The sequence below is a fragment of the Aestuariirhabdus litorea genome, from assembly GCF_003864255.1.
Taxonomy (GTDB): Bacteria; Pseudomonadota; Gammaproteobacteria; order Pseudomonadales; family Aestuariirhabdaceae; genus Aestuariirhabdus; species Aestuariirhabdus litorea.
On sequence record NZ_QWEZ01000002.1, the window covers coordinates 1,208,693 to 1,224,335 of the forward strand.

Sequence of the window (15,643 nt, forward strand, 5' to 3'; positions counted from 1 at the left end):
TAATCACGAGATGCGGCGATGTACTGCATCTCGAACAGCAGAGAAGCAGGGCGAGAATGGTAGTGAGTCGAGAGATAGATCCCCCCTCGTTAACCAACGTTCGGGCGAGTAGGGGCGAGTCAACGCTTCCCGGAACAATTCTGGGGATGAAGCTTTATCGCCCGCCTCTGCCACAGGGGCATATTCCTCGGCCTCGACTGATCGAGCTGTTAGACCGGTCAAACTGTCGGCTGGCGGTAATCAGCGCCCCGGCCGGTTTTGGTAAATCGACCCTGGCCATTGAGTGGCTGCAACGACTGTCTGAAACCCACCGGGTTGCCTGGTTGTCTCTTGATGAGCGCGACAATAACCTTCAGCGCTTCCTCACCTATCTTGTTCACGCATTCGGCCGTTGCCTCGACGAGGGAGCCAGCGAGGCCTCTCTGGAGCAGTTGAGCGTTCATCAGGCGCACCAACCCCTCTCTTTTGAGTCGGTACTCACTCCCTTGCTGGAGGAGTTATGGCAGCTAAAGCAGCCGCTGGTGTTGGCCCTCGATGACTATCACGTGATAAACCGGGAGGCGGTGCATCAGTGTATGCACTTTCTCTTCGACCATTTACCCCCCAATGTTCGCCTGCTGTTAACCAGTCGTTACCAAATGGGGGTGGCGATCTCAAAATTGCGCCTCAATCGCCAGCTGGCTGAGATCGGGCAGGAGGAGCTGCGCTTTACCCACGAGGAGATCGAAAGCTATCTTCTCGGGGAAGGCTTCAACGGTCTCACTTCCGGTGATATTTCGTTGGTTGAGCGGCGCAGTGAGGGGTGGATTACCGGCTTGCGTCTTTTTGTCATGGCGCTCAGTCGTGAATCCGACCCTTGCCAGCATATCAGGGCCTTGAAAGGTACCGAGCAGTTTATCGCCAACTATCTGCTGGAGGAGGTGTTTGTCCGCCTGGGTAGGGAAGTTCAGGAGTTTTTGCTCGATACGGCCCTGCTCGATAGTTTTAGCGCCAAGCTCTGTGATGCGGTGGGGCATCGCCAGAACAGCCTGGAGCTGCTGGAGCTGCTCCGCAGTAAGGGGGTATTTCTGGTGCCCCTTAACCATGAAGGTACCTGGTATCGCTACCACCACCTGTTTGCCGAATTCCTACAGGAACAGAGCGTGCAGCGCGGCAATCTGCGAACAACCCTCGTGTGGGAGCGGGCGAGTCGCTGGTTCCATGAACGTGGCCAGATGCCGCAAGCGGTGGACTATGCATTGCGAGCCAATGATGTCGACGGCGCATCCCGCCTTGTGCAGGGCTTATCGGAGGAGCAGCTGCTGGCAGAGCAGAATCTGTCGCAGCTACTCAGCTGGCGGGCGGAGCTGCCGGAACAGCTGATCACAGGACGCCCCCGCCTGGTGGTGATCTACAGTTGGGCGTTGGCTCTCAGCTGCCAGTTGGCGGAAGCTGAGCGCCTGCTTGCCACGCTTTCAAAATTCGGAGAGAAGGAGCATGCCTTTTATCGGGGGCAGGAGCTCGCGATCCGGGCGGTGATTTTGCGGGGGCGCTCTGACCTTAAAGGTGCGGAAGAATCTGCCCAGGCGGCGTTGGAGCAACTCCCCCCAGAGTCTTATGGCGCGCGTATTATTGCACTGTCGGTGCTTTGTAATTGCCACCTCAGCCGGGGGCAGATAGAGCCTGCACGGGACTATAACCGGATGTCAGTCGAGGAGGCTCAGCGCTCGGGGCATAGCCTGTTTGAGCTGCTTATGTGCTTTGATCAGGCCTCCCTGATGATGGATCGGGGGCACCTGGATATTGCTGTGCGCCATATCGATGAGCATACCAAGCGGATCTATTGCGATGCCGATACCACCAGCCTGGGTCGCCTCTACATGCTCAAGGGGTTTGCCCTGTGGAAGCAGCAGAATCTCGACGAAGCGGAGAGCTGGGCCCGCAGGGGCATTCCCATCGCCGAACGGGCCCGGGACGTCTCCGTGGTATTGGGGTATACGGTCCGTATCCTGATCTACCGCAACCGTAAGGATATTGGGGCGGCCTTTAACATGCTCGCCGAGGTCGAGCGCTTGATGAACCTGTGGGATATTCCCCAGGTGTTCTACCTGGCCTGGCTGACGGTGCTGAAGTGTGACCTCTGGATCTACCAGGGCAAACTCGAGCAGGCCCGGGGCTGGCTCGAGCGGTTGGTTGAGCTCTATGACAGCGAACAGGTGTGGCCCCCGCCCTACCTGCACTTTTTGCCGGGCCTGACCAAGCTGATCTATTGTCGGCTGCTGCTGGCCGATGGCAATCCCCAGGGGGCGGCTGAGGTGGCGGCCGTCAGTGCGGACAAGTACCGCCGACAGCAGCTTTACAATTATCAGGGGGTTGCCCTGCTCTACGAGGCGGCCGCCCGTAATCTGGCTGGTCAGGTGACTGAGGCGCAAGAGCGCCTGCGGGAGGCGCTTGAACTGCTGGAGGGGTCGGGGATGATCTACCCCTTCAGAGAGCTGGGCGATGCCATTGTTGCCCCTCTGCAGCAGCTGGGGGAGAACGAGTTTGCGCGGCGGATGCTGGCCATGATCTGCGCGAAGGCACCCAGCAGCCCGGAAAAGGAGAGCGCGGAAAACCGCCTTCTGGAAATTAACCGCCAGTTGAATGAGCCGATCAGCAAACGGGAGATGGCGGTACTCAAGCTGATCGCCAGCGGGCTCTCGAACCAGCAGATCGCCGACAAGCTCTTTATTTCGCTGCACACCGTGAAGACCCACGCCCGCCGCATCAACAACAAGCTGGAAGTAAGAAGCCGGACCCAGGCAGCTGCCAAAGCGCGGGAGCTGGGGTTGGTGTAACCGATGCCCGGGAAGGGTAAAGGCGGGCGGAGAATACGCAAAGCTGTGATCCTCCTTACCCTTCCTTTACCCTTTTTCTGCTAGATTGTTGGAAACGGCCGTGACGGCGCTGCTCCTTCAGCGGTACTGTCGGGCGAAAAGACCCATAGAACACAGGAATAGCACCTATGATCAAACAGTTAACTGCAATCAGTCTCAGCGCCCTTTTGCTGGCCGGTTGCCAGACCACGAACCCCTATACCGGCGAGCAGGAGATCAACAAAACCACCAAATATGGTGGCATTGGTGCCTTGGCAGGGGCTGTGGTCGGTGGCCTGGCTAATGGTAAGGATGGGGCACTGGCGGGTGCGGCCCTGGGCGGTGCGGCCGGTGCCGGGTATGGGTATTACACCGACCGGCAGGAGGCGGCCCTGCGCCAGCGCCTGCAGGGTACCGGCGTGCAGGTACAGCGCAACGGCAATGATCTCAAGCTGATCATGCCGGGTAACATCACTTTTGCGACCAACTCCTATAACATCCAGGCAAGCTTCTACAGTGTGTTGGGGTCGGTTGCACTGGTGCTTCAGGAGTTCGACAAGAACACCGTCGAGGTCGTAGGCCACACCGACAGCACAGGGAGCCGCCAGTACAATATGAGCCTCTCGGAAAAGCGCGCCCAGAGCGTTGCCAGCTACCTGGTTAACCAGGGCGTGGCCGGCCCGCGGATCTCCTATTTTGGCGCCGGCCCCGACCAGCCTATCGCCAGTAACGACAGTACCAGTGGCCGCGCCCTGAACCGTCGAGTCGAGATCAACCTTCGTCCCCCCGTGCAATAAGTTCGGCGCTCAACCGGCGGCCAATCGAGTCGCCGGTTGAGGCTTTGCTGGCATATTCTCCCGCTCTGTTAACTGATAAACTGGCCGCAATTCGCGGGCGGCTGGCTTGCCCTGCGCGTATGGAATGAGAGGGGGTTGAGGCATGAGTAACGATCGGGTTGTGATCTTTGATACTACGCTGCGCGACGGCGAGCAGAGTCCGGGTGCTTCCATGACCCGCGAGGAGAAACTGCGCATTGCCCGGGCTCTGGAGATGATGCGGGTGGATGTGATCGAAGCGGGTTTCCCGGTCGCCAGCCCCGGTGACTTTGAGGCGGTTAAAGCGGTCGCCGAAACCATCCGTGAGAGTACGGTCTGCGGCCTGGCGCGGGCGCTGGATAACGACATCGATCGCGCGGGTGAGGCCCTCAGGGGAGCGGCATCCGGCCGTATCCACACTTTTATTGCCACCTCCCCCATCCATATGCAGCACAAGCTGCGGATGCAGCCCGAGCAGGTGGTGGAGCAGGCGGTTTATGCGGTCAAGCGGGCCCGTAACCTGATCGCCGATGTGGAGTTTTCCTGCGAGGATGCGGGGCGCTCCGAGATCGACTTTCTGTGCCGCATCATCGAGGCGGCGATCGATGCTGGTGCTCGCACCATCAACATTCCCGACACGGTCGGCTATGCCATTCCCCACCAGTTTGGGGAGACCATTGCCCAGTTGATCGCTCGTATCCCCAATGCCGACAAGGCGATCTTCTCGGTGCACTGCCACAATGATCTCGGTCTGGCCGTGGCCAACTCGCTGGCATCGGTGGTGCAGGGGGCGCGGCAGGTGGAGTGCACCATCAACGGACTCGGTGAGCGGGCGGGAAACGCCTCGCTGGAGGAGTTTGTGATGGCGCTCAAAACCCGCAAGGACCTGCTGGGGCTGGAGACCAATATCGACACCCGTCACATCGTCGCCACCTCCAAGCTGGTGTCCGGTATTACCGGTTTCCCGGTACAACCCAACAAGGCGATCGTGGGGGCCAATGCGTTTGCCCATGAGTCCGGGATTCACCAGGACGGGGTGCTCAAGCACCGCGAAACCTACGAGATCATGAGTGCCGAAAGCGTCGGCTGGACCACCAACAAAATGGTGCTGGGCAAACACTCCGGTCGCGCGGCCTTCAAGAGTCGACTTGAGGAGTTGGGGATCGGATTCAACACCGAGTCCGAGCTCAATACAGCCTTTGCCCGCTTCAAGGAGCTGGCGGATAAGAAGCACGAAATTTTCGACGAGGATCTGCAGGCGCTGGTCAGCGATACGTTGGCGGCCGACGTCCCCGAAACCTATAAGCTGGTCTGCTCCGAGGTATGCTCGCGTACCGGCGAGACCCCCATGGCCCGGGTTACCCTCAATGTGGATGGTCAGGAGCAGAGCGTTGAGTGCGTCGGCGACGGGCCTGTGGACGCGGTCTTCAAGGCGATCGAAAAGATCGCCCAGTCGGACGCTACACTGGTGCTCTACTCCGTTAACGCCATCACCAAGGGAACTGACTCCCAGGGCGAGGTGACCGTACGGCTTGAGAAGGGGGGCCGGATCGTCAACGGCAACGGTGCCGACACCGATATCATCGTGGCCTCGGAAAAGGCCTATATCAACGCCCTCAACCTGCTGTGCAAGGGCGTTGATCGGGCCCACCCGCAGATTGCGGATGTCTGACCGGAAGCCTTCGCCGTGCTAGAGCAGCAGCGCCAGCAGTACCTCAGTGCCATGGGTGTCCAGCCCTGGTTTGCCCGTAAGCGGCTGCCCTGTGCCAAGCCCTCGACCCGCTGTGCCTGGATCTGGGATCAGTCGTCCCGGCCGCAGCCCCAGGCCGGGGCGACGGCCAGTCCGCTGCCAAACCCCATGCCCGACACGGCCGCTGAGCCGCGCTATGCGCCACAACTGAGCGCCCCCGCCGGTGCTCCCCAGGCGCGCCCCCCGGCCAGCCCTCGGGGAGGGAAGGAAGCCCTGGCCGCGCTCAAACAATCGGCGCAGGCGCCGGTGGCGCCCAAGCCCAAGGTCGCTCCACCGCTGGTGGTGGCACCGCCGGACGCTGATGCGCCGAGGGTGGAGACGGAGGGGGTGGCCACGGACCTGGAGCCCCCTGCCGCGGTCGAAGTGCCCCGCTGCCGACTGGAGATCATTGCCCTCAGCGACCGCCACTGGGTGATCGCCGACCTCCCCCATTCGGAGGTGGGTGGCTTTACCCGCTTCCATCAGCAGCTGTTGCAGGATATCGCCCGCAGCATCGGCTGGCCCCTTGACCCCCAGGAGCGCAAAGGCTTTCACTGGCCCCTGGTGGACAACGGTGCCATCGACCAGGGCATAGGGGTGGCCCGGGACACCCTGGTGCACTGGCTGCAGCAGGATGAGCGCTGGAATCGCTGTACCCGGTTGATGCTGCTCGGCCCGCAGGCGATCTCGCTGCTGCTCGACGAGCATCAGGAGCCGGGCCAGGTGGTCACACAAGGGGAGCGTACCCTGCTGCTGTGCCACAGCCTAAACGCCCTGATGAAGTTACCCGAATTGAAACGGGAAACCTGGCACGCTTTGCGTGGCTACCTGCAAACCACCAGGGAGTCCTAGGGCAATGGTCGAGCGGGATTATCGGTTTAGGCCGATGGTGGAGGCCGACCTGGATGCGGTGATGGCGGTCGAGGTGCGCGCTTTCAGCCACCCCTGGACCCGGGGAATCTTCGCCGGCTGCCTGAAACCCGGCTACAGCTGCTGGGTGATCGAGAAGGGCTCGCGGCTGATTGGTCATGGTGTGCTCAGTGCCGCCGCCGGCGAGGCCCACCTGCTCAATATTACGGTGAGCCCGGAGACCCAGGGGTTGGGGATCGGGCGCGACTTTTTACAGCACTTCCTGGATATTGCCCTGGGGGTGAAGGCCGAAACCCTGTTTCTTGAGGTGCGTCCTTCCAACCTGGCGGCGATCCGCTTGTACGAATCGATGGGGTTCAATGAGCTGGGGCGGCGCAAGAACTACTACCCGGCCGTCGGTGGGCGGGAGGATTGCCTGATCATGGCCTACAGCTTTGAGGGGGCGGGGCCCTGGGAGGAGTAGCGTTCCCCTTGCAGCGCCTAGGCCTGGCTTGAAGTGAACCCATTTGCCCCCGGTGTGTCGCCATTGTTGGCTTTATGCCACCCCGGGCGGGGACTACACTGCTGTCGTTACCACCACAAGATCACCCGCGATGCAAAGGAGGGGCCTTGATGTTTAAGACCCTGCGGCTGTGGGCCGCGCTGACCACCCTAGTGACTGTCCTGCCGGCGATGGCCCAGACCATTACGGTGCTCCACACCAACGACTGGCAATCGCGCCTGCTGGGGTTTGGCCCCAATCTGGAGTACAGCCCCCAGAGTATCAATGACGACGATACCCGCGGCGGCATTGCTCGCCTGGCCACCCTCATTAATGAACGGCGCCAGGCCGCCGGATCCCAGGGGCCGGTGTTGCTGCTTGACGGCGGCGACTTCAGCATGGGTACCCTGTTCCATACCCTCACTCGCGAGACCGGGGCCGAGCTGCAGCTGCTCACCCAACTGGGGTACGATGCCGTCACCCTGGGCAACCACGAGTTCGATTTTCGCCCCGATGGGCTGGCCAGGATGTTTCGCGCCGCCCAGCAACACACCCCCGGACTGGTGCCTGTATTGGCTTCCAACCTGGTGTTCGATGCCGACGACCCGGCCGATGACAGCCTGCAGGCGGTGGTCGAGGCGGGTCTGATCCGGGAGGGAATGTTGCTGGAGCGAGGGGGCGTCACCTTTGGCTTGTTCGGCCTGATGGGGGTGGATGCCGGTGAGGTGGCCCCCAACAAGGCGCCGGTGACCCTCGCTGAGCAGGTGGACAGTGCGCAACGGATGGTCGCCACCCTGCGCGAGCAGGGGGCAGAGCTGGTGATCCTGCTCTCCCATATGGGGGTGATTGCGGGCAAGGATGGCCAGTGGGAAGGGGAGGAGGTGACCCTGGTCCAGCAGGTGCCGGGTATCGACCTGGTGATCGGTGGCCACTCACACACCCCGCTTTCGCGCCCCATTATGGTGGGTGACACCCCTATTGTGCAGGCGGGTTCCGAGGGACAGTACCTGGGTGAGCTGGTGCTGTCGCGGGAGGCGGGCCGGGTGCGGGTGGTGGACTATCAGCTGCATCCGGTGGATGACCGTACTCCGGGCGACCCGGCGATCACTGCCCGTATTGAGGCCCTCAAGGCGCAGGTTACCGCGCAGGTGCTGCAGGACTTCGGCTACCGTTTCGATCAGCCGCTGGTCACCACACCCCGCACCCTGACCCGTGAATACGGGGATCCGGTGCTGGGTAACCTGGTCACCGATGCCCTGCGCGCCGCCACCGGGGCCGATATTGCCCTGACCGGCAACGGCACCATTCGCGACGACCTCTGGCGAGGGCGAAGCGGGGTGCAGGCGGTCTCCGATCTCTATCGGCTGGAGCCTCTGGGCATCGGCGAACTCAACGATGAACCCGGTTACCCCCTGATGAAGGTGTGGTTTCGGCCCCCCGACCTGAAGAGCATCTTCGAGGTATTGTTGCTGGGCTACCAGCTGCGGGGGGACTCCTACTTTCCCCGCTTATCGGGTGTGCGGGTTACCTACAATAACTATCGTCCCCCCTTCGACCGGGTTACCCGGGTGGAGCTGGGGGATTCGCAGCGGGGCTATCGGGAGCTCGATCTGTCGGCGGATAATCCCGAGCTCTTCAGCATTGGCGGCACCACCTACGTGGGCGGCTTTACCTGGCTGATCGGGGATATCAGCTACGGACTTCTGTCGGCTACCCCGCGGGATGCCTCCGGTCGGCCGCTGGCGGATATTCGCGCGACCATTGTGGACGGCGATGAAACACGAGCCGGGGTACAGGAGATCAAGGCCTGGAAAGCGCTACTCGACTACTTCAGTGCGCTGCCCGATACCAGCGGTGATGGTATCGCTGATATCGCCCTCGATGGAGTCAGCGGGGAGCAGCGCATGGTTGAGCGCTCCAGCCTGTCACCAGGGGCGATGCTGGCTAATACGGGGGGGATCGCGTGGACGCTATACTCGCTGGTGGCGCTGCTGCTGATACTCAGTCTCTGGCTGCTGTTACGTTTCTTAAAAAAGAGGCGCTGACACAGCTGGTATACTGCGTGGATCTTATCCCAGGTATCCCATCACATGACCGATCTCACTAACCTGTTAAACAACAATCGCGAGTGGGCCGAGAAGATCCTTCAGGAAGACCCGGATTTTTTCAACAAGCTCAGCCAGCAACAGTCCCCCCAATACCTCTGGATCGGTTGTTCCGACAGCCGGGTGCCGGCCAATGAGATTGTTGGCCTGCTTCCCGGCGAGCTGTTCGTGCATCGTAACGTAGCCAATGTGGTGATCCATACTGACCTCAACTGCCTTGCGGTACTTCAGTACGCGGTTGAGGTGTTAAAGGTCAAGCACATCATCGTTACCGGCCACTATGGCTGTGGCGGCGTCAAGGCGGCACTGGGGCAGGCGGAGCTGGGGCTGATCGACAACTGGCTGCGGGTGATTCGTGATATCTACCACCAGCACCAGGACCGTTTCAACATGCTGACGGACGAAGAGGCTCGGGCGGACCTGTTGTGTGAACTCAATGTGATCGAGCAGGTGGGTAATGTATGCCACACCAATATTGTCCAGAACGCCTGGCGTCGAGGACAGGATCTCTCCGTGCATGGTTGGGTCTATTCGGTCAAGGATGGCATCGTCAAGGATCTGGGGGTGCGGGTCGATGGCATCAAGCAGGTGCCCGAGGCTTACCGGGTTGGCAACGACGAGGACTAAAGCGGTCCGCTCAAGGGCTGCGCGGCCGAGCTCCAGTCGACCGCCAGTTTGCTGCTGACGTAGCGAAACTTGCCTGAGCGCTCGCGGGGAAGCTCCTCCAGACGCTCGACCACCACCCGAACCTCCCCCAGTCGCTGGCGCACCCCGGCAATGATCTGCTGCTCCAGTGCAGGGTCATACTCATCGCCGACCACCAGTTGCAGGCGAATCTCCTCCAGACTCTCCTGCACTATCCGAAACTCGCGTACCGCCTCCAGGTCCCGCAGGATATAGATCAGCGACAGGGCGTGAAGCACGGTGCCATCGCGGGCCAGCAGAAAGTCGGTGGTCCGCCCCTCGATACGCTCCAGCAGGGGAAGCCCCCGGCCGCAGGGACAGCAGGCGGTACTGAGGCTGGCCAGGTCGCCGGTGCGGTAACGTACAAAGGGAAATTCGTGGGTGGCGGTGTGGGTCACCACCACCTCCCCGCGCTCGCCGGCCGGGAGGGGGTTGCCATCGGCATCAAGGATCTCGACAACCAGGTCTTCAGCGCTGATGTGCATGCCGCCAGCGGGACACTGGTGGGCGATAAAACCGGCGTCCCGGCCGCCATAGCCGTTGGCTGTGGGAGCACCGAATACCCGCTCGATGGTCGCTTTCTGGTTCTCGTAGAGACGCTCGGAGGTGACAAACACCACTTTGATGCCGAGCCGGTCGAGGGGGACGTTGCGGCGCTCTGCAAAGCTGGCGATCAGGGCCAGCGCCGAGGGATACCCAAACAGCATGCGGGGGCGGCGCTGGACGATGGTGTCTACGTAACGCTGAACATTGGCTTCGCTCATTTCGAAGGCCGGTAGCAGGTGGCTGCGCAGCATACGGTCGCGTAACAGGCGCAGTCGATCCTGACTGCCCAGCTCCACCGGAGAGCCCCAGACCACCAGCTCCGGATCGCCAATATCCACTCCCCACCAACGGGTGGCTCGCCACTTGGCCGCGATGTCGTGGCTTTTTCGTGCCTTGCCTACCAGGAACCTGAGCGGCTCACCACTGGAGCCTCCGGTATTAAACGGGGCCAGTGGGCCGGCGTCGCGGGCGATCAGCTCTTCACGATGGGCACGGATAACGGCCTTATCCATCAACGGCAGCTGCCGCAGGGCCGCCATGGAGTCCTCCTGGGCGGGATCAAATCCGAGGCGGGCAAAGAGCTCAGTGTACCAGGGCACCTGCTCGGCGATGCGGCACAGGAAACGGCGCAGGTTATCCCGTTGCAGTTGCTCTAGCTCCTCCCGGCTTAGCCATTGGGAGGCTTCGAGTTGGCGATGGCGGGCGACGCTACTATGGCGTTTAAGGGACTCGTGGAGAGGGAATAGAAGGCGGGAGACCAGGGTGGTGTACATAGCGATCCATCGCGTTGGCTCGGGGTGCCTAAGAGTATGGATCAAAAAACGCAGATCGGCTGGTCGGCGGCAGAAGGCGGGCACCCTCTGCCTGGCGCCCCTCTTAGGGAATCAACTCCAGGCGCTCGTCCGCGGCCTGCTCGATCTGCTGGCGGTTCATCAGTTGGGGCCGGTAGCCGCCCCGATTGTAGAGCGGGGCCTGGTCATCGAAGTGGCGATCGAAAGGGTTCCCCGACTGGCCGACCGGGTTGATCCCCTGGGCCTGTTCGACATCGGCCAACGGGATAATCCGGCGGGTCGAGGGGTTGCTGCTGACCCGGTAATGGTACTCGTCGTAGCTGTAGCCCATTTTGCTAAGTGAGCGCTTACTGCTGTCGATGGGGAAGGGGCCCACATTGAAGAGTCGGTTGAGGGGCCTGATCTTGCCCAGGGGGTGGGGGTGCTCAATGCTGTGCACCCTGCCCCAGACCCACTCGTTCGGCGCATCACCAAACTGGCTGCGCAGCGAGGCGAGTGCCTGCGACCAGGACTCGGCCAGAATCTGCTCTCGGCGCTCCACCGCTTCGGTTCCTGATTTGTCCCACCAGGGGGAGTCGGCGTTGGCCAGTACCTGCTGGAAGCTGTTTTCCGCCATAAAGGTGGCCATGAAGAGCTCCAGTCGATCCCCCAGTTCGTCGCCAAAGGTGTTTTTGAGGGCGAAGTAGTAGGCCCGCTCGAAGAGGGTGGCGCCTACGCTGTCGAGTGGGTAGCGGAGGTCCCAGTTGGCCAGCTGGCTGAGGGCCTGCTGGGCGAGGGGCTCCTGCTGGGGAGGGAGGCTGGCCAACAGTCGATCACGGAAATGGTCGTTGAGGGCGCCCTCGGTGTCGAGCTGAAGTGCTTTCATCTCCTCCAGGGTCCAGTCCCGGCGGTCGCCGTTGTTCTCCGGGCTAAGCAGCTGGTGCAGCCGCTCGGCACGGTCGGCAGGGGCGTAGTAGCCGGGAATCATCGGTTGTCCGGGCTGCGAGTAGGCGTGGTTGGCGGAGAAGATCACCCCATTGTCGGGGTTGACCCGCCGGGGGTTGTGGCTGAAGTCGAGATAGCCGTCGATATCCTGCTCGCCGCTGGCACCGTCGAGCAGGGTCATGCTGTGAACCCCGGGCGCTCGGTTGGGCAGGCGACCGGTGGCCCACATGGCGATGTTGCCCTGGGTGTCGGCGTAGTTGATGTTCAGGCCGGGGGCCCAGATATCGGCCACCGCCGCCTCGAACTGCTCGATTCCGCGGGCGCTATTGACCCGGTAGAGAGCATCAACCGTGTTGTTGGCCGGGTCGGTGAAGGTCCAGAAGATCGACACCGGCTGGCTGCTGTCGTCGAGGCGGATGGCCGCTTTGCTGAGGTCGCTGATGACGGGGCCGTGCCCGGATTCACGCACGATGAGGGTAACCGGCTCTGCCCCCTTGATGCGGATCAGCTCCTGCCGGGTGCTCAGGTCCTGCCACTGGTCACGGTGCCATACCTGCTGCGGGTTATCGGGGTTGGCCCGCTCCTGGTAGAAGTCGATGTCATCGTTTTCGAACATGGTCAGTCCCCAGGCGTGGTACCGGCTGTTGCCCAGCACCGCAAAGGGGATGCCCGCGAGGTAGTGGCCGTAGAGTTCGAAGTCGGGGGTGCTGATATGGGCTTCGTACCAGACCGCAGGCACAGCGATCCCAATATGGGGGTCGTTGGCCAGGATCGGCTTGCCGCTGGCGGTGCGCTCGGGGGCCAGTACCCAGGAGTTGCTGCCGATGAAGTGGCCGGCGGGGAAGAGGTCGCGGTTGATACGCAGAACCTGCTCGCTGAGACTCAGCAAGGCGTCGCTGCCCGCTGCCGGGCGGGTGGTGACGCGGTGCGCTTCAGTGGTAAAGGCGCCCTCAAGATAAACGGGGGCCAGATCGGCGAGGTAGCGCTCCCCCAGCTGCTGGCCGATCCAGTGGTAGAGCGGGTCGGTTTTAAAGGCGCCGGCAAAACTGTAGGCCATGTAGCCCATGGTGTGGCCTATATCCTCGAGTCGGAAGGGTTCGGGGTCGACCCGCAGGATCTGGTACTCCAGGGGCTTGGCGCGGGTAGCGATGTAATGGTTGATGCCATCCTGGTAGGCCCTGGCCAGGCGGTTTTGCGGCAGCTCGGGTGCCTGGCGCATGCGTCCGGCCAGCTGTGCGGCGTAGCGGTTGACCCCCAGGGTACGGAAAAAGCGATCGGTATCGACCATGGTTTCGCCAAACAACTCCGCCAGGGTTCCTGCGCCTATACGGCGAAGCAGGTCCATCTGGAACAGGCGGTCCTGGGCGTGCAGGTAGCCCAGGGCGCGCTGCGCATCCTCTCTGGTGTGGGCGTAGATATGGGGAATTCCGAAGTCGTCGAAGAGCACCTCAACGGGACCCCCCAGCCCTGTTAAATGAAGTTGTCCGCTGCGTACCGGTTGGGTCTGCTGGTCGGTATAGACCAGCCACAGGAGAGGAAGGGTTGCGAGGATGATAAAAATCAAAATCACTCTTCTGAGGGAGTGGCTCATGAAGGGGGCCCGAGTTTATTATTGTGACTTGATGGTGAAACAGACGTTTGTTTTAGTCAAGCTGCTGGCGGTTGAGGTGGTTTGGAGAGTCAATAACGCTAAAGTTTTCACCCATCAGGGCCGACACACCCTGTGCGCCGATATGGAGTGTTGTTCCCCTGCCGGGCAATCGGTTGACGCGATCAACCCGCCGGCGAGGGAAGGTTGCAGGCAGTGCAATAAAATAATACCCCCCCAGGGGACCCGTCGCTCGTCAGTTGCGTCGGTATCAAAAGGAGAGCGGAATGAGCTTAAAAGTAACCCAGCGAATCGGGTTGGGGTTCGCTGTGCTGGTGGTTTTGCTGATGGTGACCGGGGGTGCCGGCCTGCAAAGCATTCTGACATTGAGCGATAGCCTCGACGTGACGACCCAGGAGACAACGCCCCTGCTGATCAGTAGCAGTGAGCTGGCGGTGGGCCTGCTGGCCTCCAATCGGGCGGTGATGGCGTACCGGATCGAGACCAATCCTGCCGAGCTCCCCAAGCATCGCAGCAACCTGGACCGCCATGCCGAGCACTATCACCACCAGCGCATGCAGATCAACGAACTGGCCACTGCCGCTGGCGAAGGCGAGCTGCTCAAGGAGCTGGATGCGTCCACGTCCGAGTTTTTTTCCCGGGCGGATAGCCTGCTGGCCGAACACGCCGCCTATCTCGACGTCACCCGCGCGCGCAAGCTGGCGGAGCAGGACTACCTGTACGAGATCGATTTTGTCGCCTCCGAGCTGGGGATGATGGTGGCCGAACAACGGGGAAGCGAGCTGGGACGTAAGTTGCAGGAGATGATGTCGCTGATCGGCGCCATGCGAAACTACGTGGATGAGGTGATCGCGGCCCAGGACAGCGAAACAGCAGCCCTGGCGGTCGACAAAGCTCTCGAAATGATGACCGAGTTGGAGGGCTACCGGGAGTGGCTCATCGCCAATGAGCCCGATGTGTTTGGCATCGTCGAAGATTCCTTCGCCATTGTTAATAAGCAGATGAGGGGTGAGAACGGCCTTCTTCAGCTCCACCTTAAACTGGTGTCCGGGAGTGAGCGCACGGCAGAGTTGATGCAACAGCAATCGGCGGCACTCGACCACTCGATCGATGCCCTCAATCGCGTGATGGAGGATGTGCGGGCGATCGCCGCCACTGCCCAGGAGTCCGCGAGTGCGACTGTGAGGCTGGATAAAACCCTGATTCTGGTGATCTGCCTGGCGTCGGTCGTCTGTGCCGTCGCGGTAGCGGTATGGGTCGGGCGCAGCATCCACGGTCCCCTCAACCGGGTAAACCGAATCCTCTCCCAGATCGCTGCCGGCGACCTGACCCACAAACTGGATGCCAGCGGTCAGGATGAGTTTGGCGTGTTGGCCACCCAGGTCAACCAGTTGGTGGGCCGCCTGCATAGTCTGATCTCGCAAATCAACGCCAGCTCGGAGCAGGTATCCGATGCCGCAGCCAAGGCACGCAAGGTGAGTGAGGACTCGCTACAAGCGATTGAGTCGCAACGTGAGCAGACCACCCAGGTGGCCTCGGCGGTGACCCAGATGGGGGCAACGGCGCACGAGGTGGCCGGGAGTGTGGAGCACTCGCTGCAGGAGGTGGAATCCCTCAATGAGGTGGCCGGGGAGAGCCAGCGGGTGATTCTGGAAACCATCGCCGACATTCAAAACCTGCAAAAAAGTGTGCTGAGCTCCACTGACACCATCCACCGCCTGAACGATTTCAGCTCGGAGATCGGGTCGGTACTGGATGTGATTCGCACCATTGCCGAGCAGACCAACCTGTTGGCTCTCAATGCGGCTATTGAGGCGGCCCGGGCCGGTGAACAGGGGCGTGGATTTGCGGTAGTGGCCGATGAGGTGCGGGCCCTGGCGAGCCGTACCCAGCAGTCGACCCAGGATATCCAGGCCACGGTAGAGAAGCTGCAGACCCAGGCGTCCCAGGCGGCGTCCATGATGTCCTCCAGTTCGGAGCAGGCCTCCAGCTGTGTGGAGAGCACCCAGCACACCGAGGATGCGCTGGAGGCGATCGTTGAGGGGCTGAGTCGTATCAAGGATATGAGCGCCCAGATAGCGACCGCGGCGGAGGAGCAGAGTGTGGTGAGCCAGCAGGTGACCCAGAGTGTGACCAGCATTGCTGAAATGGCGGAGATGGCCTCCGACAATGCCCAGCAGACCGCCAATGAAAGTGATTCCCTGCAGCATATGGTGGAGCAGCAAAACACTCTGATTCGGCAGTTCCGAATCTGA

At 61.7% G+C, this 15,643-nt stretch carries 10 protein-coding genes; 8 read left to right on the forward strand and 2 right to left on the reverse strand.

Annotation, left to right across the window (positions count from 1 at the left end):
* Positions 1–146 precede the first annotated feature (146 nt).
* From D0544_RS15725 to can, 7 genes are all read left to right on the forward strand, one after another.
* The gene (locus tag D0544_RS15725) at positions 147–2,816 is read left to right on the forward strand and encodes a winged helix-turn-helix domain-containing protein (protein ID WP_164880949.1); all 2,670 of its coding nucleotides are present in this window, start codon (positions 147–149) and stop codon (positions 2,814–2,816) included.
* Positions 2,817–2,983: 167 nt separating this feature from the next.
* Positions 2,984–3,631, forward strand: coding sequence for a YiaD family glycine zipper/OmpA-like lipoprotein (locus D0544_RS15730; RefSeq protein ID WP_125017817.1), 648 nt, complete (start codon positions 2,984–2,986; stop codon positions 3,629–3,631).
* A 142-nt stretch (positions 3,632–3,773) separates the two neighbouring features.
* Positions 3,774–5,321, forward strand: a complete 1,548-nt coding sequence (locus D0544_RS15735; protein WP_125017819.1) for a 2-isopropylmalate synthase — start codon at positions 3,774–3,776, stop codon at positions 5,319–5,321.
* Positions 5,322–5,336: 15 nt separating this feature from the next.
* On the forward strand, positions 5,337–6,230 hold the full coding sequence (locus D0544_RS15740) for a hypothetical protein (RefSeq protein WP_125017822.1): 894 nt from the start codon (positions 5,337–5,339) through the stop codon (positions 6,228–6,230).
* Between the two features lie 4 nt (positions 6,231–6,234).
* Positions 6,235–6,711: a ribosomal protein S18-alanine N-acetyltransferase gene (rimI, locus tag D0544_RS15745; RefSeq protein WP_125017824.1), complete on the forward strand. Its 477-nt coding sequence runs from the start codon at positions 6,235–6,237 to the stop codon at positions 6,709–6,711.
* Positions 6,712–6,860: 149 nt separating this feature from the next.
* On the forward strand, positions 6,861–8,774 hold the full coding sequence (locus tag D0544_RS15750) for a bifunctional metallophosphatase/5'-nucleotidase (RefSeq protein ID WP_207905906.1): 1,914 nt from the start codon (positions 6,861–6,863) through the stop codon (positions 8,772–8,774).
* 45 nt (positions 8,775–8,819) lie between these two features.
* Positions 8,820–9,461, forward strand: coding sequence for a carbonate dehydratase (gene can, locus D0544_RS15755; RefSeq protein WP_125017826.1), 642 nt, complete (start codon positions 8,820–8,822; stop codon positions 9,459–9,461).
* Here can and D0544_RS15760 read toward each other — a convergent pair.
* Positions 9,458–10,837, reverse strand: a complete 1,380-nt coding sequence (locus D0544_RS15760; RefSeq protein WP_125017828.1) for a phenylacetate--CoA ligase family protein — start codon at positions 10,835–10,837, stop codon at positions 9,458–9,460. The genes can and D0544_RS15760 overlap by 4 nt on opposite strands.
* Before the next feature lie 103 nt (positions 10,838–10,940).
* Positions 10,941–13,343: a penicillin acylase family protein gene (locus D0544_RS15765; protein ID WP_164880950.1), complete on the reverse strand. Its 2,403-nt coding sequence runs from the start codon at positions 13,341–13,343 to the stop codon at positions 10,941–10,943.
* A gap of 311 nt (positions 13,344–13,654) precedes the next feature.
* Here D0544_RS15765 and D0544_RS15770 point away from each other — a divergent pair, with 311 nt between their 5' ends.
* Complete coding sequence (locus D0544_RS15770) at positions 13,655–15,643, forward strand: methyl-accepting chemotaxis protein (RefSeq protein ID WP_125017832.1); 1,989 nt, start codon at positions 13,655–13,657, stop codon at positions 15,641–15,643.